At 35.3% G+C, this 24232-nt stretch carries 20 protein-coding genes; 10 read left to right on the forward strand and 10 right to left on the reverse strand.

Translation table 11 applies throughout. The annotated features are described in order from the left end of the window. Position 1 precedes the first annotated feature (1 nt). Positions 2 to 595 carry a HupE/UreJ family protein gene (locus EKL96_RS01235; RefSeq protein WP_126457585.1) on the reverse strand — a complete coding sequence of 198 codons (594 nt, stop codon included), beginning with the start codon at positions 593 to 595 and terminating at the stop codon, positions 2 to 4. A gap of 179 nt (positions 596 to 774) precedes the next feature. Between EKL96_RS01235 and EKL96_RS01240 the strand changes: the two genes are divergently transcribed. Next, positions 775 to 1206, forward strand: a complete 432-nt coding sequence (locus tag EKL96_RS01240) for a TerB family tellurite resistance protein (RefSeq protein ID WP_126457586.1) — start codon at positions 775 to 777, stop codon at positions 1204 to 1206. 46 nt (positions 1207 to 1252) lie between these two features. Here the strand turns inward: EKL96_RS01240 and fbp are convergent, their stop codons facing one another. Further along, complete coding sequence (fbp, locus tag EKL96_RS01245) at positions 1253 to 2272, reverse strand: class 1 fructose-bisphosphatase (RefSeq protein WP_126457587.1); 1020 nt, start codon at positions 2270 to 2272, stop codon at positions 1253 to 1255. 259 nt (positions 2273 to 2531) lie between these two features. On the opposite strand from fbp, the gene EKL96_RS01250 reads away from it, so the two are divergent. The 4 genes from EKL96_RS01250 to EKL96_RS01265 all read left to right on the forward strand — a co-directional run bounded on the left by EKL96_RS01250 (position 2532) and on the right by EKL96_RS01265 (position 9097). Continuing rightward, positions 2532 to 3038, forward strand: coding sequence for a GNAT family N-acetyltransferase (locus EKL96_RS01250; RefSeq protein ID WP_126457588.1), 507 nt, complete (start codon positions 2532 to 2534; stop codon positions 3036 to 3038). 26 nt (positions 3039 to 3064) lie between these two features. Then, the gene (locus EKL96_RS01255; RefSeq protein WP_126457589.1) at positions 3065 to 4321 is read left to right on the forward strand and encodes an aspartate kinase; all 1257 of its coding nucleotides are present in this window, start codon (positions 3065 to 3067) and stop codon (positions 4319 to 4321) included. A 158-nt stretch (positions 4322 to 4479) separates the two neighbouring features. Further along, positions 4480 to 7911, forward strand: coding sequence for a hypothetical protein (locus tag EKL96_RS01260; RefSeq protein ID WP_126457590.1), 3432 nt, complete (start codon positions 4480 to 4482; stop codon positions 7909 to 7911). Between the two features lie 94 nt (positions 7912 to 8005). After that, entirely contained in the window at positions 8006 to 9097 is a 1092-nt protein-coding gene (locus tag EKL96_RS01265) for a glycosyltransferase (protein ID WP_126457591.1), read from the forward strand. Positions 9098 to 9168: 71 nt separating this feature from the next. On the opposite strand, the gene EKL96_RS01270 is transcribed toward EKL96_RS01265, so the two are convergent. The 3 genes from EKL96_RS01270 to EKL96_RS01280 all read right to left on the reverse strand — a co-directional run bounded on the left by EKL96_RS01270 (position 9169) and on the right by EKL96_RS01280 (position 13529). Beyond that, a complete protein-coding gene (locus tag EKL96_RS01270; protein ID WP_126457592.1) occupies positions 9169 to 11430 on the reverse strand; it encodes an inorganic phosphate transporter in 2262 nt (753 codons plus the stop codon). Positions 11431 to 11792: 362 nt separating this feature from the next. Continuing rightward, the gene (locus EKL96_RS01275; RefSeq protein ID WP_126457593.1) at positions 11793 to 12845 is read right to left on the reverse strand and encodes a sensor histidine kinase; all 1053 of its coding nucleotides are present in this window, start codon (positions 12843 to 12845) and stop codon (positions 11793 to 11795) included. Next, the gene (locus EKL96_RS01280) at positions 12846 to 13529 is read right to left on the reverse strand and encodes a response regulator transcription factor (protein WP_126455532.1); all 684 of its coding nucleotides are present in this window, start codon (positions 13527 to 13529) and stop codon (positions 12846 to 12848) included. A 175-nt stretch (positions 13530 to 13704) separates the two neighbouring features. On the opposite strand from EKL96_RS01280, the gene EKL96_RS01285 reads away from it, so the two are divergent. The 4 genes from EKL96_RS01285 (at position 13705) to EKL96_RS01300 (ending at position 19571) form a co-directional block, all read left to right on the forward strand. Continuing rightward, entirely contained in the window at positions 13705 to 16485 is a 2781-nt protein-coding gene (locus tag EKL96_RS01285; protein ID WP_126457594.1) for a TonB-dependent receptor, read from the forward strand. Positions 16486 to 16663: 178 nt separating this feature from the next. Beyond that, complete coding sequence (locus EKL96_RS01290; RefSeq protein ID WP_126457595.1) at positions 16664 to 17875, forward strand: hypothetical protein; 1212 nt, start codon at positions 16664 to 16666, stop codon at positions 17873 to 17875. A 106-nt stretch (positions 17876 to 17981) separates the two neighbouring features. Next, positions 17982 to 18320 (forward strand): T9SS type A sorting domain-containing protein, encoded by a 339-nt coding sequence (locus EKL96_RS01295; RefSeq protein WP_126457596.1) that lies wholly within the window; start codon positions 17982 to 17984, stop codon positions 18318 to 18320. Between the two features lie 144 nt (positions 18321 to 18464). Beyond that, positions 18465 to 19571, forward strand: a complete 1107-nt coding sequence (locus EKL96_RS01300; protein ID WP_126459029.1) for an acyl transferase — start codon at positions 18465 to 18467, stop codon at positions 19569 to 19571. 22 nt (positions 19572 to 19593) lie between these two features. On the opposite strand, the gene EKL96_RS01305 is transcribed toward EKL96_RS01300, so the two are convergent. From EKL96_RS01305 to tyrS, 3 genes are read right to left on the reverse strand one after another with little or no spacing between them, the layout of a single operon-like run. Next, the gene (locus EKL96_RS01305; protein WP_126457597.1) at positions 19594 to 19812 is read right to left on the reverse strand and encodes a type II toxin-antitoxin system RelE family toxin; all 219 of its coding nucleotides are present in this window, start codon (positions 19810 to 19812) and stop codon (positions 19594 to 19596) included. Then, positions 19812 to 20018 carry a hypothetical protein gene (locus EKL96_RS01310; RefSeq protein ID WP_126457598.1) on the reverse strand — a complete coding sequence of 69 codons (207 nt, stop codon included), beginning with the start codon at positions 20016 to 20018 and terminating at the stop codon, positions 19812 to 19814. The genes EKL96_RS01305 and EKL96_RS01310 overlap by 1 nt, the downstream gene beginning before the upstream one ends. 32 nt (positions 20019 to 20050) lie before the next feature. After that, positions 20051 to 21343, reverse strand: a complete 1293-nt coding sequence (tyrS, locus tag EKL96_RS01315) for a tyrosine--tRNA ligase (protein ID WP_126457599.1) — start codon at positions 21341 to 21343, stop codon at positions 20051 to 20053. 94 nt (positions 21344 to 21437) lie between these two features. Between tyrS and EKL96_RS01320 the strand changes: the two genes are divergently transcribed. Continuing rightward, positions 21438 to 22439, forward strand: a complete 1002-nt coding sequence (locus tag EKL96_RS01320) for an NAD-dependent epimerase/dehydratase family protein (RefSeq protein WP_126457600.1) — start codon at positions 21438 to 21440, stop codon at positions 22437 to 22439. Here EKL96_RS01320 and EKL96_RS01325 read toward each other — a convergent pair. Together EKL96_RS01325 and EKL96_RS01330 are read right to left on the reverse strand one after the other, a co-directional pair. Then, positions 22436 to 22879, reverse strand: a complete 444-nt coding sequence (locus EKL96_RS01325) for a DUF4296 domain-containing protein (RefSeq protein ID WP_126457601.1) — start codon at positions 22877 to 22879, stop codon at positions 22436 to 22438. The genes EKL96_RS01320 and EKL96_RS01325 overlap by 4 nt on opposite strands. Before the next feature lie 11 nt (positions 22880 to 22890). Beyond that, positions 22891 to 24231, reverse strand: a complete 1341-nt coding sequence (locus EKL96_RS01330; protein ID WP_126457602.1) for a dihydroorotase — start codon at positions 24229 to 24231, stop codon at positions 22891 to 22893. Position 24232: the final 1 nt, after the last annotated feature.

Here is a 24232-nt window from a genome sequence, read left to right on the forward strand (position 1 = left end):
TTTATCTTATCCAGATTTCACTTTCCACAATCATTGGTATCACTACTCCTATTATAAATGCTGACATTACTAATGTCCAGTCGCGTTTTGAAAATCTAAAAACAGTCTGAACAATGTAGGCTAAAATCAAAACCAAAAAAACCACTACAATCTGGGCGGCTTCTATACCTAGTGCAAATTCTGACAGTGGCAAGACTTTAGACATAGCATTTCCTCCAAGAATCGATTTGAAATAATTTGAAAAACCCAACCCATGAATTATCCCAAAGAAAAGCGTGATAAAAAACATCAGATTGAGGCTTTCTTTCTTGCTCGATTTTCCTGCCGTAAAAAGATTAAACAATGCGGTTATCACAATTGTAATTGGGATTAACAACTCAACAATATTTACTTTTATGGCAATTATACCAAAAACAGAAAGCAGTAAAGCCATGGTATGACCAATGGTAAAAAGGGAAACCAAAAGTACAATTCGCTTCCAGTCCTTGAAAGAAAAAGGAACCGCTAGGGCGATTAAAAATAAAACATGATCATAAGCGTGAATATCCAAAACGTGTTTTAATCCTATTTGAAAGTAAATCCAAAATTCTGACATCAGTAAAGTATTAAGTTGATAAAGGGTTGTAAACTTACGATTAATTTTGAAAATGATTCATTTGAACATTCAAATAAATACAAATCAAAAGCAGGTATGTCGAAAGAAAAAATATAAAAAAAAATAAAAATTAATACTTTAAAATAGATATATCTTTGTACGATACAAAAACCACAATTATGTCATTTTCAGATTTATTTGATAGCGAATTCAAACAAAGAAATAGAGGTCATTTTTCATCTATTGTCCGCGTAGCACTAACTGACGAGAAGATTTCTCCAGAAGAAAAAGCATTTGTAGATAAATTAGCCGTTCGATTAGAAATTTCTCCTGCAGAATATGAAGAAATTTTACAGGATCCGCTAAAATACCCTATCAATCCTCCTTATTTATATGAACAAAGGATAGAGCGACTGTATGATTTAGCCAGAATCGTTCATGTTGACCACCATTTAGGAGACAAACAAGAGCTGATGTTACGGAAAATTGGCATTGGAATAGGATTTGACCCTGAAAATATAAATCAAATTGTAGAAAATGCGCTTCTGCTTGTAGAAAAAGAAGTAGATTTGGATACGTTCATTACTGAAATACAAAATATCAATACGTAGATTATACCTATAAAAAAGCTTCCGCCAAGACGGAAGCTTTTTGTTTTTAGTACTTGCTTAGTTTTGCTTTAAGCATAAATTCTTCCGATTTTTCAACCATATTGTAGCTTCCACAGAAAAAAGGAACACGCTGATGCAGTTCCGTTGGTTCAATTTCCATCACCCGATCAAATCCATCCGATGCTTTTCCTCCAGCCTGTTCTGCGATAAAAGCTAATGGGTTGCATTCATACAACAATCGTAATTTCCCTTTGGATGCTTTTGAACTTGTTGGATATAAATAAATCCCTCCTTTAATCATATTGCGATGAAAGTCAGAAACTAAACTTCCGATGTATCGAGAAGTATAAGGCCTGTCTCCTTCTTCCAGCTGACAATATTTGATATAATCCTTTACTCCTTGCGGAAAATGGACATAATTACCTTCATTGATGGAATAAATATGGCCATCGGTTGGGAATTTCATTTTAGGATGAGACAAGTAAAAAGTACCAATAGCAGGATTCAGCGTAAATCCGTTCACACCGTGCCCAGTTGTATAAACTAACATAGTCGAAGTCCCATAAATCACATAGCCTGCAGCAACCTGATTGATCCCCGGCTGTAAAAAATCTTCCAACGTAACTGGTGTTCCTATTGGGGTAATTCTCCTGTAAACCGAAAATATTGTCCCTACAGAAACATTAACATCAATATTAGACGAGCCGTCAAGGGGATCCATCAACACTACATATTTATTATTGTGGCTGTGGTCACTTCCTTCCACAGTAATGAAATCATCATTTTCTTCAGAAGCGATTCCGCATACGATCTCGCGATTAATTAATGTTTGAATAAAAACTTCATTGGCATATACATCTAGTTTTTGCTGATCTTCCCCCTGTATGTTTTGCTCTCCGGCAGCACCCACAATATCAACCAGTCCAGCTTTGTTTACTTTATAATTGACTACCTTGGCAGCCAATCGGATGGAGTTGATAATTCGAGATAATTCGCCGGACGAATATTGAAAAGCATTCTGGTTTTCAATGATAAATTCTCCAAGTGTTTTGTTGCGTTCTTCCATTAAGAAATCGTTGTAGTTGTTTTGAAGTCACAAATATCGTTTTTTTTGTGAAATTGATTTGAAAAATAGTTGCTTAGTTTAACCGTATTGTATATTTGCTGATTAAAACATAAAATTAATACGTAAAAATCTAATTTTATTGCGATATTGAAGCATTAAAATAAAAAATTATGAAATGAGCCGTATTGGAGATTGATCCAATAGCCAATCGAAAAAGCAAATTTCTTATTCAACTAAAAAACACAAATACATCCCGCACATGACGATCAGAAAAGGAAATCCTGAAGATATGGAAGCTGTTTTAGGGCTCATCCAAGAATTAGCAACATTCGAGAAAGAACCCGATGCCGTCCTTGTAACTGTTGCCGATTTAATTCGAGATGGTTTTGGCCCGGTGCCACTATTTCATGTTTTTGTTGCCGAGGTTCAAGCGGACCCGAGCAATAGCGAACAGGCAAAACAAATTGTAGGTATCGCCTTGTACTACTACCGATTTTCTACTTGGAAAGGAAAAACAATTCACCTGGAAGATTTAGTGGTAAAAGAGACAATGCGTGGCACCGGATTAGGATATGCTTTATATTCTGAAATTATAAAACAGGGTAAAAAAGATCAGGTTCGAAGAGTAGAATGGAATGTATTGGACTGGAATACTCCAGCAATAGAATTTTATGAAAAATCAGGCGCCAAAGTACTCCGTGATTGGTATGTTGTTCACATGGACGAATTGGGAATCACCAATTTTGTAGAGAATAAATTGAAATAAAATAAAGAACAATTTTTGTTTAAAATATGAGAGTATTCAAATTTGGAGGAGCTTCTGTAAAAGATGCTGAAGGAATTAAAAACGTGTATGACGTTTTACAAAAAGTGGGTTATGAAGACGTATTGTTGGTCGTTTCTGCAATGGGAAAAACCACAAATGCGCTCGAGGTTGTCATAAAAAATTATTTCGATAAATCCGCTGAATTAAATTCATCTGTTCAAGAAGTAAAAAAGTACCACAATCAAATTTTGATAGATTTATTCGAGGACGAAAAAAACGAAGTCTTCAAAGCTGTTAACACTCAATTTTCAGATTTAGAGTATTTCCTGACCCACAATAAATCACCCAATTATAATTTTGTCTACGATCAAATTGTCAGTTATGGCGAATTAATTTCGACCACAATCCTAAGTCATTTCATGAATTTCATGGGCATAAAAACACAATGGCTGGATGTTCGGAATTTCATAAAAACCGATGCTACATACAGGGATGCGGAAGTAGATTGGGAATTGACACAGAAGAACATTGCCAAAAACGTAAAACGTAAAACACTAAACATTACACAAGGATTCTTAGGTTCTGACGAAAATAACTTTACCACCACTTTAGGCCGAGAAGGATCTGATTATACGGCTGCAATTTTTGCGTATTGCTTAAATGCCGAAAGCGTGACCATCTGGAAAGATGTTCCCGGAGTAATGAATGCCGATCCAAGATATTTTGAAAATGCGAGTTTATTGAATCAGATTTCGTACCGTGAAGCCATAGAACTGGCTTTTTATGGGGCAACGGTTATTCACCCAAAAACACTACAACCTTTGCAAAAAAAGGAAATTCCGTTGTATGTAAAATCCTTTATAAATCCGTTACTAAAAGGAACGAGCGTTTCCAAAGGAGTCGACTTAGAACCTTATTTACCGTGTTTCATCGTCAAAAGAAACCAGCTTTTGATTTCGCTTTCCTCTATCGATTTCTCTTTTATCATGGAAGAAAACATCAGCGAAATTTTTGCATTATTCCATCAATTCAAAATAAAAGTGAACTTGATTCAGAATTCAGCAATTAGTTTCTCCGTATGTGTAGAAGATAAATTTGACAATTTCAAAGCCCTGAATGCTATCTTGTCTAAAAAGTTTAAGGTAGAGTTTAATGAAAATGTCACCTTATACACCATCCGACATTTTAACGAAACAGCAGCCGAAACCGTTGAAAAAAACAAAGTTGTGTTATTGAAACAGGTCAGTCGGGAAACCATACAAGTGATCACAAAGGAAGTGTAACCCTAAAAAAGATGCGCAACCCAAAATATAAATGGAGATCAGAAATTGATTCTGATCTCCATTCTTTTAATACTTTAAAACCCAAACGCTAAAATCAAAACCTTTTGTAATTATCAAATTATAAATACTACTTTTGACACTTTCGAGTTATAGTATTTATGTTGAAAAAATTACTTTTTTGGACTGTAATAAGCTGTATTTCTGGGCTCCACGCACAGGAAATAAATTCGTTGTACAAAACCAAAAAAATCCCTTTTTCCCGTGACACCATTCATCTTGAAAAAGAAAGCATTAATTCCAGTTTTTTCAAATTGCTTGACGCCAATGGCAAACCCATCGAAATCACTTTTTATACGGTAAATTTCAGTGAAGGGACTTTGTTTTTAAAAGAAAACAGCGCCCAATACAACGATTCAATAACCGTACACTATTTGAAATTTCCGGAGATCCTTACTAAAGAATACCGCATTTATGATTCTGCCAAAGTAGTAAGCAACGAAGCCGGATCAGGTGATTTATATACCCTCAAAAATAAAAACCCAAATAAAAATGTGCCTTTTGACGGCTTGAACACATCCGGAAGTATTACCCGTGGCATTACCATAGGAAACAATCAAAATGCCGTTTTGAACTCCAATTTAGACTTACAAATCACAGGAAAAATCTCTGAAAAAGTAAGCTTAAGAGCCTCCATTCAAGACAGTAACATTCCGCTGCAGGATGGCGGTTATTCCCAAAAATTAGACCAGTTCGATAATGTATTCATGGAATTATTCAGTGCCGATTGGAACATTCGAGCGGGTGATATTTTTCTAGAGAACAAGAAATCCCAATTCCTGAATTTCAATAAAAAAGTGCAGGGACTCGCCACCACCTTCACCTTTGGAACCGAAGAAAACAAAACAAATGTATTTGCCTCAGCAGCGCTGGTCCGAGGACAATATGCAAAAAGCGATATCGCGGGCCAAGAAGGCAATCAGGGTCCCTATAAATTAAAAGGGCAAAATGGAGAGCTGTATGTACTCGTTATTTCAGGATCAGAGCGGGTGTATGTAAATGGCGTTTTATTAAAACGAGGCGAAAACAATGATTATACGATTGATTATAATGCGGGTGAAATCGTGTTTACCCCGCTTTTCACGATTACTTCCGAAATGCGAATTGCCATAGAATACCAATATTCAGATCGAAATTACACTCGATTTATAACCTATGCAGGCGCCACGCACGAAAATAAAAACTGGAGTTTTGGAGGCTATTTATATTCGGAAAACGACCTGAAAAACCAACCTTTACAACAAAATTTATCCCAAGAACAAGCCCAGATACTAGTTAATTCAGGAGACAATCCAGATTTAATGGTTGCCCCGTCAGCATTTGCAGATTCCTATTCTGAAAACAAGGTGCTGTACCGAAAAACAATCCTCAATGCTGTGGAAATTTTTGAGTACTCAAATGAAGCACAGCAGGAATTATTCAATGTACGATTTACTTTAGTAGGACTGAATAATGGAAATTATATTTTGACAAATTCAGCCACGATCACCCGGGTTTATGAGTATATAGCTCCCATTAACGGCGTTCCGCAAGGAAATTATGAACCCATCATACAATTGATTGCTCCTACAAAAATCCAAGTGGCCACCTTTTTAGGGAAATACAATCCCACTGAAAAAACGGTACTCGATTTTGAAATTGGTCTCAGCAATAACGACAGCAATTTATTTTCGCCCGTTGACGATGCAAACAATCAGGGCCTGGCTGCAAAAATCAATGCCAAGCAACGGCTTTTTTCAAAAAAATGGCACGTAGATGCTTTTGCGAATTATCAATTTATTCAGCGAAATTTCAGGGCTGTAGAACGGTTGTACAACATCGAATTTGACCGGGATTGGAACTTAGGAACTGCGGCTATAGGAAATCAAAGTTTGTTAATTTCCGGACTGCAATTGGATTTAAACCCTAAACCCAACTCAACAAACAAAGGACTATTGATGTATCAGTTTGAAAAACTGGATTTTTCGGGAAATTTTTCGGGAAATCGACATGTTTTAAATGGCTTGTTTCAAATAAAAAACTGGACTTTTCAAAATCAAGGCAGTTCCCTAAAAAGTGACGGAACGATTTCATCCTCTGAATTTTTAAGAAACCAATCCCAAATCCGTTTTCATTTTGACAAAAACTGGATTGGCTCTCGCTTGCGCTTAGAGGACAATCAGGAGAAAAATAAAATTTCAAATGAATTTTCGGCTTTGAGTCAAAAATTTACAGAGTACGGATTTTTTACCGGTCGCGGAGACAGCACCAAAGTTTTTGTAGAATTGGGATACCTAAGAAGATCCAATGACAGTTTACAAAATGGACTGATCCAAAGGGTCAATTCGTCTCAGACTTTCCTTTTGAAATCAAAATTGATTCAAACTAATAAAAGCGATTTATCCCTATATGCTAATTACAGAATCTTGGATTTTGTGGATGCAACAAGAAAAAGAGAACCTACGTTAAATTCCAGAATAATTTATACGGATCGTTTTTTCAATCAATTGATACAAAGCACAACGGTTTATGAAACGAATTCCGGGACCATTCCCCAACAGGAATTCACGTATCTGGAAGTTCCTGCGGGCCAGGGAATTTACACCTGGAACGACTATAACGGCAATGGAATTCAGGAATTACAGGAGTTTGAAGTCGCCACGTTTATTGACCAGGCAAAATTCATCCGCATCTTTCTTCCCAACAGGGTTTACATAAAAACACATCAAAACAAATTCTCGCAATCCGTGACCCTGAATCCCAATCACTGGCAGAACGAAAAAGGTTTTAAGAAAATACTTTCGTATTTCTACAATCAAACCGCTTTCATCATCGACCGAAAAACTAGAAGTGAGGGTGATAATTTCGAATTAAATCCGTTCAGCAGTTCTACTGAAAATGTGTTGGGATTAAACTCGAGTTTAAGGAACAGTTTGTTTTACAATAGAGGAAAACAAAACCACTCCGCCACGTATTCCTATCTGCAAAATAAAACTAAAAACTTGTTGTCTATAGGCTCTCAAGAGGCTACCAACAATTCGCATCAATTGCAGTACAATCATTTGTACCAGAAAAGCTGGCTACTTGGTTTTTTTGCCAAAACGATACAAACAACCATTGAATCAGAAAATTTCCCGGAGAAAAATTATGCTATAAACGGTTATCAATTAGCTCCTAAAATCAGTTATCTGTTTTCTAAAAGCACGAGCTGGGACCTCTTTTATGAATTACAGAATAAAAAAAACCAAATTGGGGTTTCAGAAACGCTGCTGCAAAACCGTTTTGGAACTGCCTTTTCGTATGCAGGCACAAAAAAATTTACGATGAACGGCGAAGTCTCTTTTTACCAAAATAAATTCGAAGGAAATGAATTCTCTTCGGTTGGATTTCAAATGCTGGAAGGGCTACAAACCGGACAAAACATCACTTGGAGGCTTCTTTTACAAAAAAATATCACCCAGTTTTTAGATGTTAATTTTAATTATCAGGGTCGGAAAAGTGAAACAACCCAGGCCATACATACTGGAAATATTCAATTGAGAGCCTATTTTTAATACCACAATTTAATAGTTTGGTAATGCCCTCGCAATATTAAATACACGTTCATTGTCTATCTTTCAAATTTAAACCACTAAACTACAAAGCCACATGGATTTGAATGCCAACCAACAAACTATTTTGATTGCGCCATTAAACTGGGGCTTAGGCCATGCTACACGTTGTATTCCAATTATTAAGGCCTTATTAGAGAACAACTACATTCCTATAATTGCTTCTGATGGAATTGCATTGGCTTTGCTAAAAAAGGAATTCCCTACTGTACAAACGCTGGAACTGCCATCCTACCAGATAGAATATGCAAAAAATGGAGCTCACTTTAAATGGAAATTATTAAAAAATAGCCCAAAAATGCTTGAAGCAATTTGGGAAGAAAAAAAAATAATTAAAAAATGGATCTCAAAATATAGGATAGACGGGATTATATCCGACAACCGACTGGGTGTGTTCAGCAAAAAAATTCCTTCGGTATTTATTACCCATCAATTGAATGTAATGACTGGCAATACCACTTGGATTACCAGTAAGATCCACCAACATATTATAAAAAAATACACAGAATGCTGGGTTCCAGATCTTGCCGGATCAATTAATCTAACCGGAAAAATGGGACATGTTGACGATCCAAATCTCAAAATTAGATACATTGGTCCTTTGAGTCGATTGCAAAAAAAATTAGTCCCAAAAAAATATGATTTAATGATTATTCTTTCCGGACCAGAACCTCAGCGCGGCTTGCTGGAGGATTCCCTGAAAAAAGAAATCGCACGATACCGCGGGAATGTCATATTTATTGAAGGAAAGATTGAAACCGAACAAATAGTAACTCAAATCAATCCTGTTACCTATTATAATTACATGAATTCTTCCCAGTTAGAGCAGGCTTTTAACGAAAGTGAAATGGTGCTGTGCCGTTCCGGATACACCACAATTATGGATCTAGCCCAACTCCGTAAAAAGGCTTTTTTTATTCCAACTCCAGGCCAATACGAACAGGAATATTTAGCCAGAAAGCTAAAAAAAGAAGGGTTAGTTCCCTATGCAAATCAAGACGATTTCAAAATTGAAAATCTTAGTGAAGTAGTGTCCTACCGTGGTTTACAAACCTTGCATTGCAATATTGACTGGAAATCGCTTTTTGATATTTTCCAAAACACAAAAATAAGTACCCTTAACCCCTAAAAACCCATTCTCTCAAATGGTTTTTTTAAGATTAGTATTGAATGTTTACCAAAAAAAGAAGCACTCCTGAATTACAGATTTGTACCTTTTGAATTAGCATGGCTATTGAATTCTTTGAATAATTCGAGTAAGTGCATCGTTGCTTTTATCAAATCATTAGTTTCTAAAAGTAACGCGAAATACAACTTGCTGTTTTTAGGACTGGTTTCTACCGTTCTAATTCTTTCAATTTGTTTTTTAATTAATTTAGATACTTGATCGTAAATCTCCATTTTGGTTTCTAAAAGAACATCAATTTTGTCAAACGAACCTTCTTGAAAAATAACAATAATATCTTCAAATAATTTTTCAAGCTTATTGTCTAAGCTTTTCAAATCCCTAATTTGATTGAATTTCAATTGTTTGTGATTGTTATTGATATGTGCATAGCTGTTTTGTGAGATGAATCCAAGGGACTGAATCATGTCTTGAAGATAACCCAAAATCATGACATAAAACATACTGCCCTCTGCCGAGGTTTCATCCAGATTCTTTATAAAATAGTATACATTACTCTTTAATTCATCGACTTCTTTTTCGAGTTTTTTGATGTCTTTTTTATTCTCCTTTAACTTCCCTAAATCCTGAAGGCTAAGATTTTCGATAACCTCTCTATAAATCGTGTTTGAACCGCTTATCACTCTGGAAATCTGAATGGTACACTCCCTAATAACTTCATTTATGGTAACAATATCTTCTCTTTTCAAGAGCAATAATTCTTGCTGGGCTTTTATGGTTTTAGTATGCTTTCTTGAACTTCGATACAAAAGAATTCCTAATCCAACCAGCAATCCGATGAAAGCATATACTTGACCTACTTTGAGGAAATACGCAAAGATAAAGGCCGAAACAAATGCGACAATTGCTGTTACAAACCATCCTCCAATCACATTAAAAACCCCTGCAATACGATACACTGCGCTTTCGCGGTCCCAAGCGCGATCTGCAAATGAAGTACCCATGGCCACCATAAAAGTAACATAGGTTGTAGAAAGTGGCAACTTTAAAGAAGTCCCTATCGATATCAAAATACTGGCTACCATCAAATTTACAGCAGCACGAACCATATCAAAAGCAGGTTCGTCTTTTCGTTTTTTTCCTTTGACTTCCGGTTTCTCAAATTGCTTATCAATTTTAATTTGGATTGATTTTGGTAAAAAATAATTAATTCCCAGTCCGATATAAACGCCAAATCGCACAATATATCTGGATAACATATTGGGTGAAAAACGCTCTACGCCATCACCCTGCCTGGATAAATTAAGGCCGGTCTCGATGACAGTTTTGGCTTTTTTTGAAGTCCAAAGTGTAATAACCATAACCACTCCTGCAAAAACTAAAAAATAAAATGGCGCCACAATATTATCATTAGCCAAAGCTCCCATCATAAATTGATCTCCAGAAATTCCTGAACCATTGAAAATTTCATAGGAATTATAGGCAGCAATAGGAACGCCGATAAAGTTAACCAAATCATTCCCGGCAAAAGCTAAAGCCAAAGCAAAAGTCCCCACTATGATGATTACTCGGAGAATATTTATTTTGAAGAAAGTCATCAACACTTGAGAAAGCAGTGTGAAAAAAACAAAATTTACTCCTATTATCAGTAATTGATTGCTTTTTATCCAGACATGAGTAGCTTGATCGATAAAAGAAACTCCTTTCAATCCTTTAATCAGGATAAAAAAAGTAATCGCAGTAATGGCTAATCCTCCAAAAACTGCACCTATATATTTGACTCTTTTTTCATATTGAAAAGTAAAAATTAATCGAGAAACATATTGCACAAAACTTCCAAGAGTGAAAGAAAGAATGACAGACAGTAGGATACTAAAAACAATTTGTGATGCTTTTTCAGTGTTGATATAATCACTTAAAGTATCAAAACTATCATCCAAAACATAAATTTTATAGACTGCCAAACAGAGCGCTGCCCCTAAAAGTTCAAAAATAATGGATACTGTTGTCGAAGTTGGTAATCCTATTGAGTTAAAAACATCTAATAATATAATATCTGAGATCATTACGGCCAGGAAAATAATCATAACATCATTAAAACTAAACATGGCGGGAACAAAAATACCACTTCGGGCAATTTCCATCATACCACTGGAAAATAGCGCTCCTACTAAAATACCCAGACTGGCCACAATCATAATAGTACGAAACGACACTGCTTTAGAACCAATTGCCGAATTTAAGAAATTTACTGCGTCATTACTAACCCCGACAACTAGATCAATTATTGCCAAAATGCCTAAAACCACAAGCATTACTATATATATTTGTTCCATATCTGTATTTAAAGTGAAAGGTGAAATTTTGTTTGCTCTGATGGAATTAGTTGGCCTTCAAAACAACTGTCTCATTGTACGACAACCTCATGATGATTTATGCCTGAGTGTTGCTTTATACTTAAAAAAAGCGTCGTGATGGTACGGTTACAATTGGATGTCATCATAAATATACCCCAACAAACTTGTGGAGTCTTTTGCAAATATGACCCTCGAAAGTAAGACTGTCGTTACTAAATTATTATTTTGACATCAACTTAATAACATCAATAACACAAGTGAATGATCCTAAAATAATTGTGCTTATTAGGTAAAGGATATTATTAATTCTATTTGACCTGAAGGAATTTAGATGGCCGTACTTATTCCCCTGACTTGGATTTTTCCAGGGTAAATGAAAACTCAGATCCAACATGATACGTGCTGTCTACATAAATTTTCTCGTCATGTGCTTCGATAATATGTTTTACTATGGACAATCCCAGCCCAGAGCCTCCCTCTGTTCTTGCTCCGCTTTTATCTACTCTATAAAAACGTTCAAAAAGTCTTGGGATATTTTTTTTCTCAATTCCTTCTCCGTTATCGGTGACACGAACGATGACTTTTTCTGCTGTCAAATCCTCAATACTTACTTCGGTAGAACCCTTTAATTTTCCGTATTTAATTGAGTTTACAATAAGGTTCATCACCACTTGTTGTATTTTTTCCTGATCTCCAATGACCATAACGGGTTTGTTGTATTTCATGTCAAACATCAACAAAATATCTTTTTTAGATGCTTTCATTTCGAGCAAATCAAATACATTCTGAACGAGTTTAACGATGTCAAACTCGACAATTTCCAGATGCAAATCCCCTATTTCGAGTTTGGTAATCATGTCCAGATCCTGCACAATGTAGATCAGTCTTTCGACTCCTTTTTCGGCGCGTTCCAGGTATTTTTTTCGGATTGTTTTGTCATTCATGGCTCCGTCAAGTAAGGTTGACAGATAGCCCTGAACCATAAAAAGAGGTGTTTTTAGTTCGTGAGAGACATTTCCCAGAAATTCTCTCCGGTATTCCTCCCGAACTTTTAAGGTTTCAATTTCCAGCTTTTTGTCAGTAGCAAACTTCTTGACTTCCCTTGTAAGAGTCGCCATGTCAGTGGTTATGGGCTGGTTTCTGAAGGTGCTAGATTCTAATAAAGAAACGTCATCGTATATTTTTTTTACCTTTTTATAAATAAAACGCTCCACCCGATATTGAATCACTATAAATGAAAAAGTAGCAATTGAAATGGCAAAAATCAGGCTAAACTGGTAGGAAAAAGTAAAAAAAAGGTAAATCAGCAAACTAACCAATGCAGTAGAAAAAAGGGTAATATACAGGGCCGACTTTACGGCAAAACGATATGTTTTTTTAAAATTTATTGTCATTTATACTTCAAACTTATATCCCACTCCTTTTATTGTTTTGAACAACTCTTCGCCAATTTTTTCACGTAATTTTCTGATGTGAACATCTATGGTTCTACCACCAACAACTACTTCATTGCCCCACACTTTATCCAGAATTTCATCTCTTTTGAAAACTTTTCCCGGTTTTGAAGCCAATAAATAAAACAATTCAAATTCTTTTCTGGGTAAGGCAATTTCGATATTATCTTTTACAATTTTGTATTCCTCCCGATTGATTTCGATTCCACCAACATTAAGAGTTTCGCTATTTTGTTCTTTTTCTTTTAATCGGCGCAGTAAGGCTTTTACTTTACTGACTAATAATTTAGGCTTTATTGGTTTAGTGATGTAATCATCAGCTCCGGCATCAAAGCCCGCAACTTGAGAGTAATCTTCGCTTCTGGCGGTTAAAAAAGTTATGATTACATTACTGAGTTCCGGTATTTTTCTGATGTTCTCGCAAGCTTCCATGCCATCCATTTCCGGCATCATTACATCCATTATAATTAGGTCCGGCAATTCTTTTTTAGCGATTGCTATAGCCTCTTTCCCGTTTGTGGCAGTACTGATTTGATATCCCTCTTGAGCGAGATTATACCCTACAATTTCTAAGATATCCGGTTCATCGTCTACTAGTAGAATTTTAGTATTTTTTTTCTTCATAAAGCACCAAAAATTATTTTGAATTGTAAATGTAATCATAAATGAGCTATTGAAAAGCTGTTAACGGTAATTTAATATTGAAGCCTCTTTATGATGTAAAATAAAACATAATCATAACAAACCAATAACTTACATTTTACATTTCGGCTGTTACTTTGCAAAAAATTTAAACCAGATGAAATTCAAATTATTATTTTTAACGTTATTTATAACCGCTGTTTCTTTTTCACAGAACAAAGGAACTATAGCAGGTATCTTGACAGATAAGGATTCTAACAACCAATCATTACCATTTGCTAACGTTCTCATTAAAGGAACTAATATAGGAACAAATACTGATATTGATGGTAAATATGCCATAACAATACTTCCCGGAAAATATACTTTACAGTTTAGTTTTGTAGGATATGAATCTGTAGAAGTTCCTGTAACAGTAGTTGCTAATCAAACTGTAACATTAAACAAAACTTTAGGTTCCGGAAGCTACAAACTAGAAGATGTAGTGGTGCGATCTACTGTAAATAGAGAAAAGGAAACCGCTCTTTTATTAGATCAAAAACAAGCGGTCGTGATAAAACAAAGTATCGGTTCACAAGAAATGGCTCGTAAAGGGGTAAGCGATGTCGAGGAAGGATTAACGAAAATTACCGGAATTACAAAAGTAGACGGAAGAGGTTTATTTATTAGAGGTTTAGAAGACCGTTATAATAACTTGTTGATAAACGATCTACAATCCCCTTCTAATAGTCCTTTCAAAAAAATTATTCCTTTGGATTTATTTCCTACTGACGTTGTAGGAGTTTTAAATGTATACAAAACATTCAATCCTAATATTTCAGGAGATTTTGCTGGAGCGACTGTCAATATTGAAACACCTCAGCCGAAAAATATCACAAAATTGAATATTGGTTTTGGTTATACCACAAACAACAATCTTGAAGCATTTTTGCTGTCCAATGATGCAAATTCTACTAAAGGGTCTTTAGGAATGCTTGGGAATGACAGAGCACTTCCTAGTGCTTTTGGTTCTATTCCTAACGGTGCAGAACTTTCTCCTTCAGAATATGAAAATGGTTTTGGTAAAAAATCATGGGACGTTAACAATACTAAAAGCCCCTTGAATTCAAGCATTGGATTTTTACATGCTCAAAAATTCAATCTTAAAAACGAAAGTAATATAAGTTACATTATGTCTTTCAATTTTGATAATAAATACTCTTACAGAGAAGGTGTAGACAGAACCTTCAACCTTGGACAGAGTAATTACGATAATAATTTATACAACAAACAATATAGTTATCAGACTACTTTTTCTGGATTAGCTGGAATGAAATACAAAACAAACCGATTCAACTTAAACTTCAATACTTTTTTAATTAAAGCGACTGACAGTAAAATTCAAGATCAAATAGGATATGTTAATAGTGCTGCCAATATTACTGATAATCTAATACGAATGAACCAATATGAGGAATCTAAGTATTGGAATACACAATTATTTGGAGACTATAAGTTAACTGAAGATGGCAAACATTCCCTTAAAGCTGGAGGTTCTTATGTAAAGACTTCATTCCAACAGCCCGACCGAAAATTCATTACAGGACGAATAAATGACAATCAAATTGACATGATATACGGTGGTAATAATTTAAACCGTCAATATCTAGACGTAAAAGGAAACTTTTATTATTCGTCTCTCTTAGAATATAATTTAAAATTTGGAAATGAAGAAGAATCCAATAAATTATCAATAGGATATAATAGCTCCCTAAATGACATGCAGTCTACTTATCGCTTCTTTTCAGGGAAAAGCAGAACTAATACACAACCTTACACTGCAAATGTCAACACTGTTAGTGAGAATATTAATCAAGACATAAACAATGGAATTGTATATGTTAAAGAGGAATCCAATGGTGATTATAAAGTCAAATTAAATCAGTTCGTTAATGCGGGATACTTCAATTTGTTCATGAATATTGGAGAAAAATGGGATTTAAATGCTGGAATTAGAGCAGAAAGCTCTACTCGTGAAATAAAATATAGAGAGCAAGGCGATCCTTTTGGAAGCGCTTATCGCAAAAAAACTGATGACAAACTTGATATCTTACCATCAGTAAATGCAAAACGTATTTTGAATGAAAACAGCAACCTTAGACTTTCATTAGCAAAAACAATCACTAGACCTGTAGCTGTGGAGTTGTTGCCAATAAATTACATTAATGCTGACGGAACCTCTGAAAGTGGAAATAAAGATTTGAAGGATAGCGAAAACTACAATGTAGATTTTAAATACGAATTATTTCCTAATAATAAAGAAATGTTTGCAATAGGAGTATTTGGAAAAATGATTAATAATCCAATTGAAAGAGTATTCAAACCTACTGCGAATAGTGGTGGTCAGATTACTACTTTTAAAAACTCGCAGCAAGCCGTTATTTATGGTGCCGAAATAGAAATGCTAATCCAATTGAGCAGAATAAACGAATCGCTTTCTAATTTCTCTCTAGGTTTCAACACATCATTAATGAGTACTGATGTTCAAATTGATCTTAAAAAACAAGGAAATGAATTAGAAAACAGTACCAACCGTAAATTACAAGGTGCTTCAAGCTGGTTAATTAATTCTGATTTAAAGTATGATTTCATTCTTAACAAAGATTGGAAAAACTCTATGACCTTAGTGTATAACGTTTATGGAGATAGAATCTTTGCTGTAGGTTCTTCAGGAATTGATCATATCTACGAGAAATCTTTTAGTAAATTAGATTTTGTCTGGACAAATTCTATTTCTAAAAGTATTGAACTTAAATTTGGAATAGACAATATACTAAATCCAAGCTATAAAAAAGAGTTAGGAAGGAAAAGCACTTTGAACATTACTGAAGACTCTCTAGTTTTAAGAGAATTCAAAAAGGGTGTTGGGTTCTCCTTTACTATAGGGTATACGTTTTAAAAACCAAAAAAAGAGCTGTAACGGCTCTTTTTTTGGTTTTTATAGTAACGTAAACTTTACATCAAATTGATTGTTATATAATACTTTAGTAACAATTACATAACTAAATTACAAAAACTCTAGAGTAATTTTGATTAAAATAATAAACAAAAAAACTTATAATTTTAAATTATTAAAAATGAAAAAATTAGTATTTAGTCTTGCATTACTTACCTTGGTTTTTACAAGTTGCACATCAAGTGATAATGAAACAGTAACAACTACACCAACTGCAACAGGCGATATCACAGGTGACGTTACAACATCAAAAACCTACACTAAAGGTACTTACAAATTGATTGGAGCCGTAAGAATTAAAAGTGGTGCAACACTAACTTTTGAAGCGGGCTCAGTAATTACTGCTGACGTTACGGATGGTTCTGATGTTCTATTAGTAGAAAATGGAGGGAAATTAAATATTTCAGGTACAGCTGCAGAGCCTGTTGTCTTTACTGAAAAATCAAAAACTGCAGGTTCTTGGGGTGGTATTATCATGTTTGGTGATGCTCCAATTGTATCAGGAAAAACAAGTGACGGAACTCCGATTACAACAGCAACTTCTGAGGATGGTACAAATATTGTTTACGGAGGTACAAATGCATCACATAATGGTGGTTCATTAAAATATGTACGAGTAGAATACGCTGGTAAAAAGATTCTTGATGGAAATTCTGAGATGAATGGATTTTCATTTTATTCAGTAGGTTCCGGAACAGTTTTAGAAAATCTTGTAGCTTATAAAGGAGCCGATGATGGTTTTGAATTTTATGGAGGAACAGTAAGTGCTAAAAATCTAATTTCATACGGTAATACAGATGATTCTTTTGACTGGCAAGATGGATGGCAAGGTCAAGCAAATACTAACTGGTATGCTTATCAAACTGGAGCTGGAAATTTCGGAATGGAAATCGAATCGAAAAGTGTAAATAATTCATTTGGTCCTAAAGTATCAAACATCACTTTAAGAAGAGCCGCTGGAACTGTAACTGAGTCTGGCAATCCTACAGAAATAGATGCAATCCAATTTAAAAAAGAAGGAAACGGAGAATATTCTAATGTCGTAATTTCAGGATATACTAATTCTGTAACTTCCGGAACTACAACAACAAATGCCGTTGCCGTTAGAATTCAAGATGCCAATACGAACACAAATCAAGTTCTTTCAGGTAAAATAAAAATGTTGAATGTTAAAATTTCTGATAATACTCCATTATCTGGAGCTGGTGCAAGTACATTTACTGTAGCTTTCCCATCTGCAAACTACACAACAAGCACTTCAGCAACTGGAGCGGCATTAACTCCTGGAACATGGGCAATTGTTGATGGCGTTAATTTGTTAGGGAATTTGTAATTAACAATCCAATCGATTTATATCAAACATCCTGAAAATTCAGGATGTTTTTTTTTGGTATGCTTTTTGAAATATATTTTGTATATTTACTATTCAAATTAATCTAATGGCAAAAAACTACTTTTATACTATTACTTTATTGGTTTTTTTATTTTCCCTTGGCATTAGTGCTCAGGAAACTAAGCAACAATCAAAGACACAAGAAAACGTCTCAATTGAAGGATTAAGCTTGTACCCGAACCCTGTGAGTAATGGTAGAGTGTACATTTCTACAAAAAACGATTTTGATAAAGAAATTATCATCTTTGATGTTTTAGGAAAAAAAGTACTTCAAACCATATTGAGCTCAAAAGAACTAAATGTCTCTAATCTAACCTCTGGTGTTTACATCATCAAGATCAATGAAAAAGAAGCATCAGCGACCAGAAAATTAATCATCCGATAATTTCAAAAATACATCAGAAAAGCTCCAATCCTGTTGGGGCTTTTTTGTATAATGCTCAAACCAAATCAACTCCCAGATTCAAGTTTATACCATTCCGTTATTGGTTTGCCTTTAAATTTTTGATTACTTTTGCAAAAAAAAATATTGATCACATCTTCCGATATATTTGCCATTTCCAGTCAAAAACAGTTTGAGAAAATTGCTTTGAAAGTGTTTCGTTTCCAATACGAAAACAACTTGGTCTATCAGGAATTTTGCGATTTTTTAAAAACAGATCCTCACAAAGTAAAATCGCTACAACAAATTCCATTTTTACCGATTCAGTTTTTTAAGAGTCATGAAGTGGTTTCGAATACCAATCCCATTCAGGAAACTTTTACCAGCAGCGGAACCACAAGCCCCGTAGCCCATAAAGGGGGAAATTTGGATAAAAAAGTAATTCCCATAACTAGCAAACATTTAGTTACGGACGTCACTCTGTATGAAGAAAGTTACCGCAAAGGGTTTTCCGAATTTTATGGCAATATTGAAGATTATGTTGTTTTGGCCTTGCTTCCTTCCTATCTGGAACGGGAAGGATCTTCCTTAATTTACATGGTCAAGGATTTAATTGAACTTTCCAATCATCCTGAGAGTGGTTTTTACCTGCACAATCACGACGAACTGATTGCCAAGCTTATCGCTTTAGATCTAGCGGGTCAAAATGTAATCCTGATTGGGGTTACTTTTGCTTTATTGGACTTAATTGAAACCTTCAACGAAAAAAGTTCTTTTTTAGATAAAAAAAAGAAGGTTCGTGATGACCTTGGGCAAACAACTGAACTTTCAGAAAAAAAACATTCGTTTCAACTGCAGCACACCATTATCATGGAAACAGGCGGCATGAAAGGAAAACGTAAAGAAATGATTCGAGAAGAACTACACGAACAATTGTGTAAAGGATTTGGCGTTTCAGCCATACATTCTGAATATGGAATGACCGAGTTGCTTTCGCAAGCGTATTCCTTAGGAAACGGCGTATTTGAATGCCCATCTTGGGTGCAAATCCTTGTTCGCGATACCGAAGATGCTTTGACCTACATTCCAGACGGAAAAACGGGCGGTATCAACGTGATTGATTTAGCTAACATCAATTCCTGTTCCTTTATTGCTACGCAGGATTTGGGCAAAAAAAATCCCAACAACTCTTTTGAAGTATTGGGACGTTTTGATAATTCTGATATTCGAGGTTGTAATTTGATGGTCTTGTAAAAAGGTTAATCGTTAATTTATTTCATCGGTTAACCAAATTAACGAGCAAAATTTCATAAATAATTCTGTAATCTCCAACGCGAATTCTATATCCTTTTCTTCCTTTCAATTTTCTATACCCTTGCGGCCGTGGATTTTCAGCTAAATCATAGATTTGCTTTTTGATTGCTGAATAGTGAGGCTCATTAATTTTGATTAAAGCTTTCAAAACTTTATTTCTAAATTCGATAGTATAAGCCATTACTTCGCTAATTTGCGCTTTTCTTCAATAATTTTAAAAGCTTCGTCTATAGAAATTCGATAACCGTCATCCTCTTTTTTGGCTTCATCATAAAGACGTACATCTTCTAAATCTTCCAATTTTTCAATCAATTTATTATATTTCTTGATAGGCAATACAACTGCGGTTCTATTTCCTTTTTCGTCAGTTAAAAATTGAGTTTCCATAGCTTTTCGTTATTTCAAGTAAAGTTATACAATTATTTAACCCGAAGCACAAAATAATTTTTCTTACCGCTTTGCAACAATACAAATTGATTGTTGATTAAATCTTTGTTCGAAAGCGAGAATTCTTCGGTTACTTTTTCTTTATTTACTGAAATAGAATTAGCTGTCAAAGCGCGTCTTGCTTCGCCATTCGATTTTAGAAATCCTGTTTTTTCGTTTAGAACATCAACAATATTGATTCCTGATTCAATCTCATTTCTATTGATTTCCGCTTGAGGAACACCATCAAAAACATCTAAGAAAGTAGCTTCGTTCAATTGCTTCAAATCATCTGAAGTGGAATTTCCGAACAAAATATTCGATGCTTTTATGGCGTTTTCTAAGTCTTCTGCTGAATGTACCAATACCGTAGTTTCTTCGGCCAAACGTTTTTGTAACAAACGTAAATGCGGTGCTTCTTTATGTTTTTCAGTTAAAACCTCAATTTCATCTTTGGATAAAAAAGTAAAAATCTTAATGTATTTCTCCGCATCAACATCCGAAGTGTTCAACCAATATTGGTAAAATTTATAAGGAGAAGTTCTAACGGCATCCAACCAAATATTTCCTCCTTCAGATTTTCCAAACTTGGTTCCATCCGCTTTTGTAATCAACGGACAAGTCAATGCATACGCTTTTCCACTCGCTATTCTACGCACTAATTCAGTTCCCGTGGTGATATTTCCCCATTGGTCACTTCCACCCATTTGCAACGTACAATTCTTTTCTCTGTACAAATGCAAAAAGTCATACCCTTGAACCAATTGGTACGTAAACTCAGTAAATGACATTCCTTCGGCAGCTTCAGAAGACAAACGTTTCTTCACAGAATCTTTGGACATCATATAATTTACCGTAATGTGCTTTCCAATATCCCGAATGAAATCGAGAAAAGAAAAATTCTTCATCCAATCGTAATTATTCACTAATTCCGCCGCATTTGGCGCATCGGAAGTAAAATCCAGAAAACGAGCCAATTGTCCTTTTATCGCTTCTTGATTGTGACGCAAGGTCGCTTCGTCCAATAAATTTCTTTCATTTGATTTTCCGGACGGATCACCAATCATTCCTGTTGCACCACCCACTAACGCTAATGGTTTATGTCCCGATAGTTGAAAATGTTTCAACAACATCACACCCACCAAATGTCCTATATGCAATGAATCGGCAGTTGGGTCAATTCCCACATACGCCACACGCATTTGTTCCATCAAATGTTCTTCTGTGCCGGGCATAACATCGTGGAGCATTCCTCTCCAAGTTACTTCTTCAATAAAATTCTTCATCTTTTTAATCAATTTCCACAAAGATAAAATTTATTGTGGATTCGGTTATTTGTTTAATAGGTTATTCGAAAAAAATTATTCGTATTTTCGTAGCATGATTTTAGTCACAGGAGGAACGGGTTTAGTAGGCGCACATTTATTGCTTCATTTAATTGATAATGGTAAAAAAGTACGTGCTATTTATCGAAGTGCCGTCTCGATGGAGAAAACGAAATCCCTATTTGTCATCTACAAAAAGGAATCGTTATTCGAGCAAATCGAATGGATTCTCGCAGATATTACCGAAATCCCTTCGTTAGAAATCGCCTTCCAGAATATTGATTCCGTCTACCATTGTGCCGCTTTGATTTCTTTTGATCCAAAAGATGAAGATGCTTTGCGAAAAACAAACATTGAAGGCACCGCAAATATTGTGAATTTTTGTATCGCTTATAAAATAAAAAAACTGTGTTTTGTAAGTTCCATTGCCACTTTGGGTGATTTGCTGCCTCATGAAAAATTCATCACCGAAGAAACCGAATGGAATCCGGAAAAGTACCATACTGATTATGCTATTTCTAAATATGGTGCCGAAATGGAAATCTGGCGCGGACAACAAGAAGGTTTAGATGTGATAATTGTAAATCCAGGCATCATTCTCGGGCCTGTCCCGAAGTTTCGGGATTGGGAGCAAGGAAGCGGACAACTTTTTACGAAAGTAAAAAAGGGACTGCAATTTTACACGCTAGGTTCAACCGGATTTGTTGCCGTTACTGATGTGGTCCGAATTGCACATCAATTGATGCAAAGCGAAATCAAGAATGAACGCTTTACCTTGATTGCAGAAAACAGTGTTTACCGGGACATCCTGAATACTATGGCGGATGCATTGGGCGTGAAACGACCTGAAACTCATGCAAAACCCTTTTTCATGGAAATTCTCTGGAGATTGGATTGGTGCGTTTCTACTATTTTTCAACAAAAGAGAAAATTATCGCACGCTACCGCAAAAGCTTCCTACTCGAAAAACAGGTATTCCAATGAAAAGATTAAAAACAGATTAAAAACAGATTTTACAAATATCACCGACTACATAAAAGACATTTCAGCGCTTTAAAAGGGCGCTTCATTCTGTTTTAATCGCGAAGTATCCTTAACAATTACAGGCGTTTTTTTCTTTTTCAAAAGAAGGGATTTCTTTTTCTTTTTATCTATGGTAAGTAAAGAATCAACTTGTTTTTTGTTATCCTCCAATCGTTGGGTCATTTGCTCAAACATCACTTTGTAACCCTCATAATCGGACGCATAATAAATATTACTTTTGGCAAACTGCAGGCTGTCAATTTTATATTTTTTATAAATATATTGTGTAGGATTTATTTTGAACGTGTCCAGGGAGGCTGGATTTTGGTATTTTATCGCTTCTAAAACAGACAAATCATACATCACATTTATCATAACGTATTTATCAATAAGCCGTTCCGGTTTTTTGACTACTTCCTCTTTACAACCTAATAAGAGAGTCCCGATCGCTAAAAATGCTATAATTTTTTTCATTTATCAAAAATTTATCTTTCAAACAACAACCGTTTGCCCACACGAATGTCTTTTACCTTAAATGCGTTATATACTAATTGTCCATTTACAAAAGTATGGGTAATTCTGGACTTAAAAGTAAAACCTTCAAATGGTGACCACCCACATTTAGCCATAATATTTTCTTTCTTAACACTCCACGGCAAACCTGAATTTACGATCACTAAATCCGCATAATAGCCTTCTTTAATGAAACCACGTTTTTCTATTTTGAAAATCTTTGCCGGATTATGACACATTTTTTCCACAATTTTCTCCACGCTAATTTTACCTTGATGAAAGGCTTCAAACATAGCCACAACAGCGTGTTGAACCAGAGGCCCACCGGAAGGCGCATTCAAATACGATTGTTTTTTTTCTTTTAATGTGTGTGGCGCATGATCTGTGGCAATCACATCGATTCTATCATCCAGCAAGGCTTCCCAAAGCACTTTCCGGTCATTCGCAGTTTTTACCGCGGGATTCCACTTGATCAGATTGCCTTTGGTTGCATAATCATCATTGGTAAACCACAAATGATGGATACAAACCTCAGCTGTGATTTTCTTGTCTTCCAATGGAATTTTATTGGTAAACAAATCCATTTCTTTAGCAGTTGAAAGGTGAAAAACATGCAAACGCGCTCCTGTTTTCTTTGCCAGCGCAACCGCTTTGGAAGACGAAATATAACACGCTTCCTCACTGCGGATCAGGTGATGTGCGGTAATGGGAACATCTTCTCCATACTCTGCTTTGTATTTTGCTAAATTATTTTGGATAGTCGTTTCATCCTCGCAATGTACCGCGATAAGCAGTGGTGTACTGGAAAATATTTTTTCTAATGTGGCTTCATTATCCACCAGCATATTTCCCGTTGAGGATCCTAAAAATATTTTGATTCCGGCAACATTCTTTGGATTTGTTTTTAGAACCTCTTCTAAATTATCATTGGTTGCACCCATCATAAACGAATAATTCGCATACGATTTTTGGGCAGCCAACTCGTATTTTTGTTCTAATATTTCTTGGGTAACCGCATTCGGAACCGTGTTCGGCTGTTCAATAAAGGACGTAATTCCCCCTGCAATTGCGGCCTTAGATTCGGATTCGATGTCGCCTTTGTGCGTGAGTCCTGGCTCTCTAAAATGCACCTGATCATCAATGGCTCCGGGAATTAAATAATTTCCCTCGGCATCAATGATTTTACATTCAGAGGATTTAGCGCTGATGCTTTCTGCAATTTCAACAATAAGGTCATTCTCAATTAACAAATCACCTTCAAAAATGACTCCTTCATTTACTATTTTGGCATTCTTTATTAAAACCCTGTTCATC

This window comes from Flavobacterium sp. LS1R10, from assembly GCF_003968825.1.
GTDB lineage: Bacteria > Bacteroidota > Bacteroidia > Flavobacteriales > Flavobacteriaceae > Flavobacterium.

Bases quoted from the DNA above. Each gene is read 5' to 3' on its own strand.
- EKL96_RS01240 (WP_126457586.1), top strand. From the start codon at position 775: ATGTCATTTTCAGATTTATTTGATAGCGAATTCAAACAAAGAAATAGA.
- fbp (WP_126457587.1), bottom strand. From the start codon at position 2,272: ATGGAAGAACGCAACAAAACACTTGGAGAATTTATCATTGAAAACCAG.
- EKL96_RS01280 (WP_126455532.1), bottom strand. From the start codon at position 13,529: ATGAAGAAAAAAAATACTAAAATTCTACTAGTAGACGATGAACCGGAT.
- EKL96_RS01270 (WP_126457592.1), bottom strand. From the start codon at position 11,430: ATGGAACAAATATATATAGTAATGCTTGTGGTTTTAGGCATTTTGGCA.
- EKL96_RS01285 (WP_126457594.1), top strand. From the start codon at position 13,705: ATGAAATTCAAATTATTATTTTTAACGTTATTTATAACCGCTGTTTCT.
- EKL96_RS01255 (WP_126457589.1), top strand. From the start codon at position 3,065: ATGAGAGTATTCAAATTTGGAGGAGCTTCTGTAAAAGATGCTGAAGGA.
- EKL96_RS01265 (WP_126457591.1), top strand. From the start codon at position 8,006: ATGGATTTGAATGCCAACCAACAAACTATTTTGATTGCGCCATTAAAC.
- EKL96_RS01325 (WP_126457601.1), bottom strand. From the start codon at position 22,879: ATGAAAAAAATTATAGCATTTTTAGCGATCGGGACTCTCTTATTAGGT.
- EKL96_RS01330 (WP_126457602.1), bottom strand. From the start codon at position 24,231: ATGAACAGGGTTTTAATAAAGAATGCCAAAATAGTAAATGAAGGAGTC.
- tyrS (WP_126457599.1), bottom strand. From the start codon at position 21,343: ATGAAGAATTTTATTGAAGAAGTAACTTGGAGAGGAATGCTCCACGAT.
- EKL96_RS01250 (WP_126457588.1), top strand. From the start codon at position 2,532: ATGACGATCAGAAAAGGAAATCCTGAAGATATGGAAGCTGTTTTAGGG.
- EKL96_RS01290 (WP_126457595.1), top strand. From the start codon at position 16,664: ATGAAAAAATTAGTATTTAGTCTTGCATTACTTACCTTGGTTTTTACA.
- EKL96_RS01320 (WP_126457600.1), top strand. From the start codon at position 21,438: ATGATTTTAGTCACAGGAGGAACGGGTTTAGTAGGCGCACATTTATTG.
- EKL96_RS01310 (WP_126457598.1), bottom strand. From the start codon at position 20,018: ATGGAAACTCAATTTTTAACTGACGAAAAAGGAAATAGAACCGCAGTT.
- EKL96_RS01235 (WP_126457585.1), bottom strand. From the start codon at position 595: ATGTCAGAATTTTGGATTTACTTTCAAATAGGATTAAAACACGTTTTG.
- EKL96_RS01305 (WP_126457597.1), bottom strand. From the start codon at position 19,812: ATGGCTTATACTATCGAATTTAGAAATAAAGTTTTGAAAGCTTTAATC.
- EKL96_RS01260 (WP_126457590.1), top strand. From the start codon at position 4,480: ATGTTGAAAAAATTACTTTTTTGGACTGTAATAAGCTGTATTTCTGGG.
- EKL96_RS01275 (WP_126457593.1), bottom strand. From the start codon at position 12,845: ATGACAATAAATTTTAAAAAAACATATCGTTTTGCCGTAAAGTCGGCC.
- EKL96_RS01295 (WP_126457596.1), top strand. From the start codon at position 17,982: ATGGCAAAAAACTACTTTTATACTATTACTTTATTGGTTTTTTTATTT.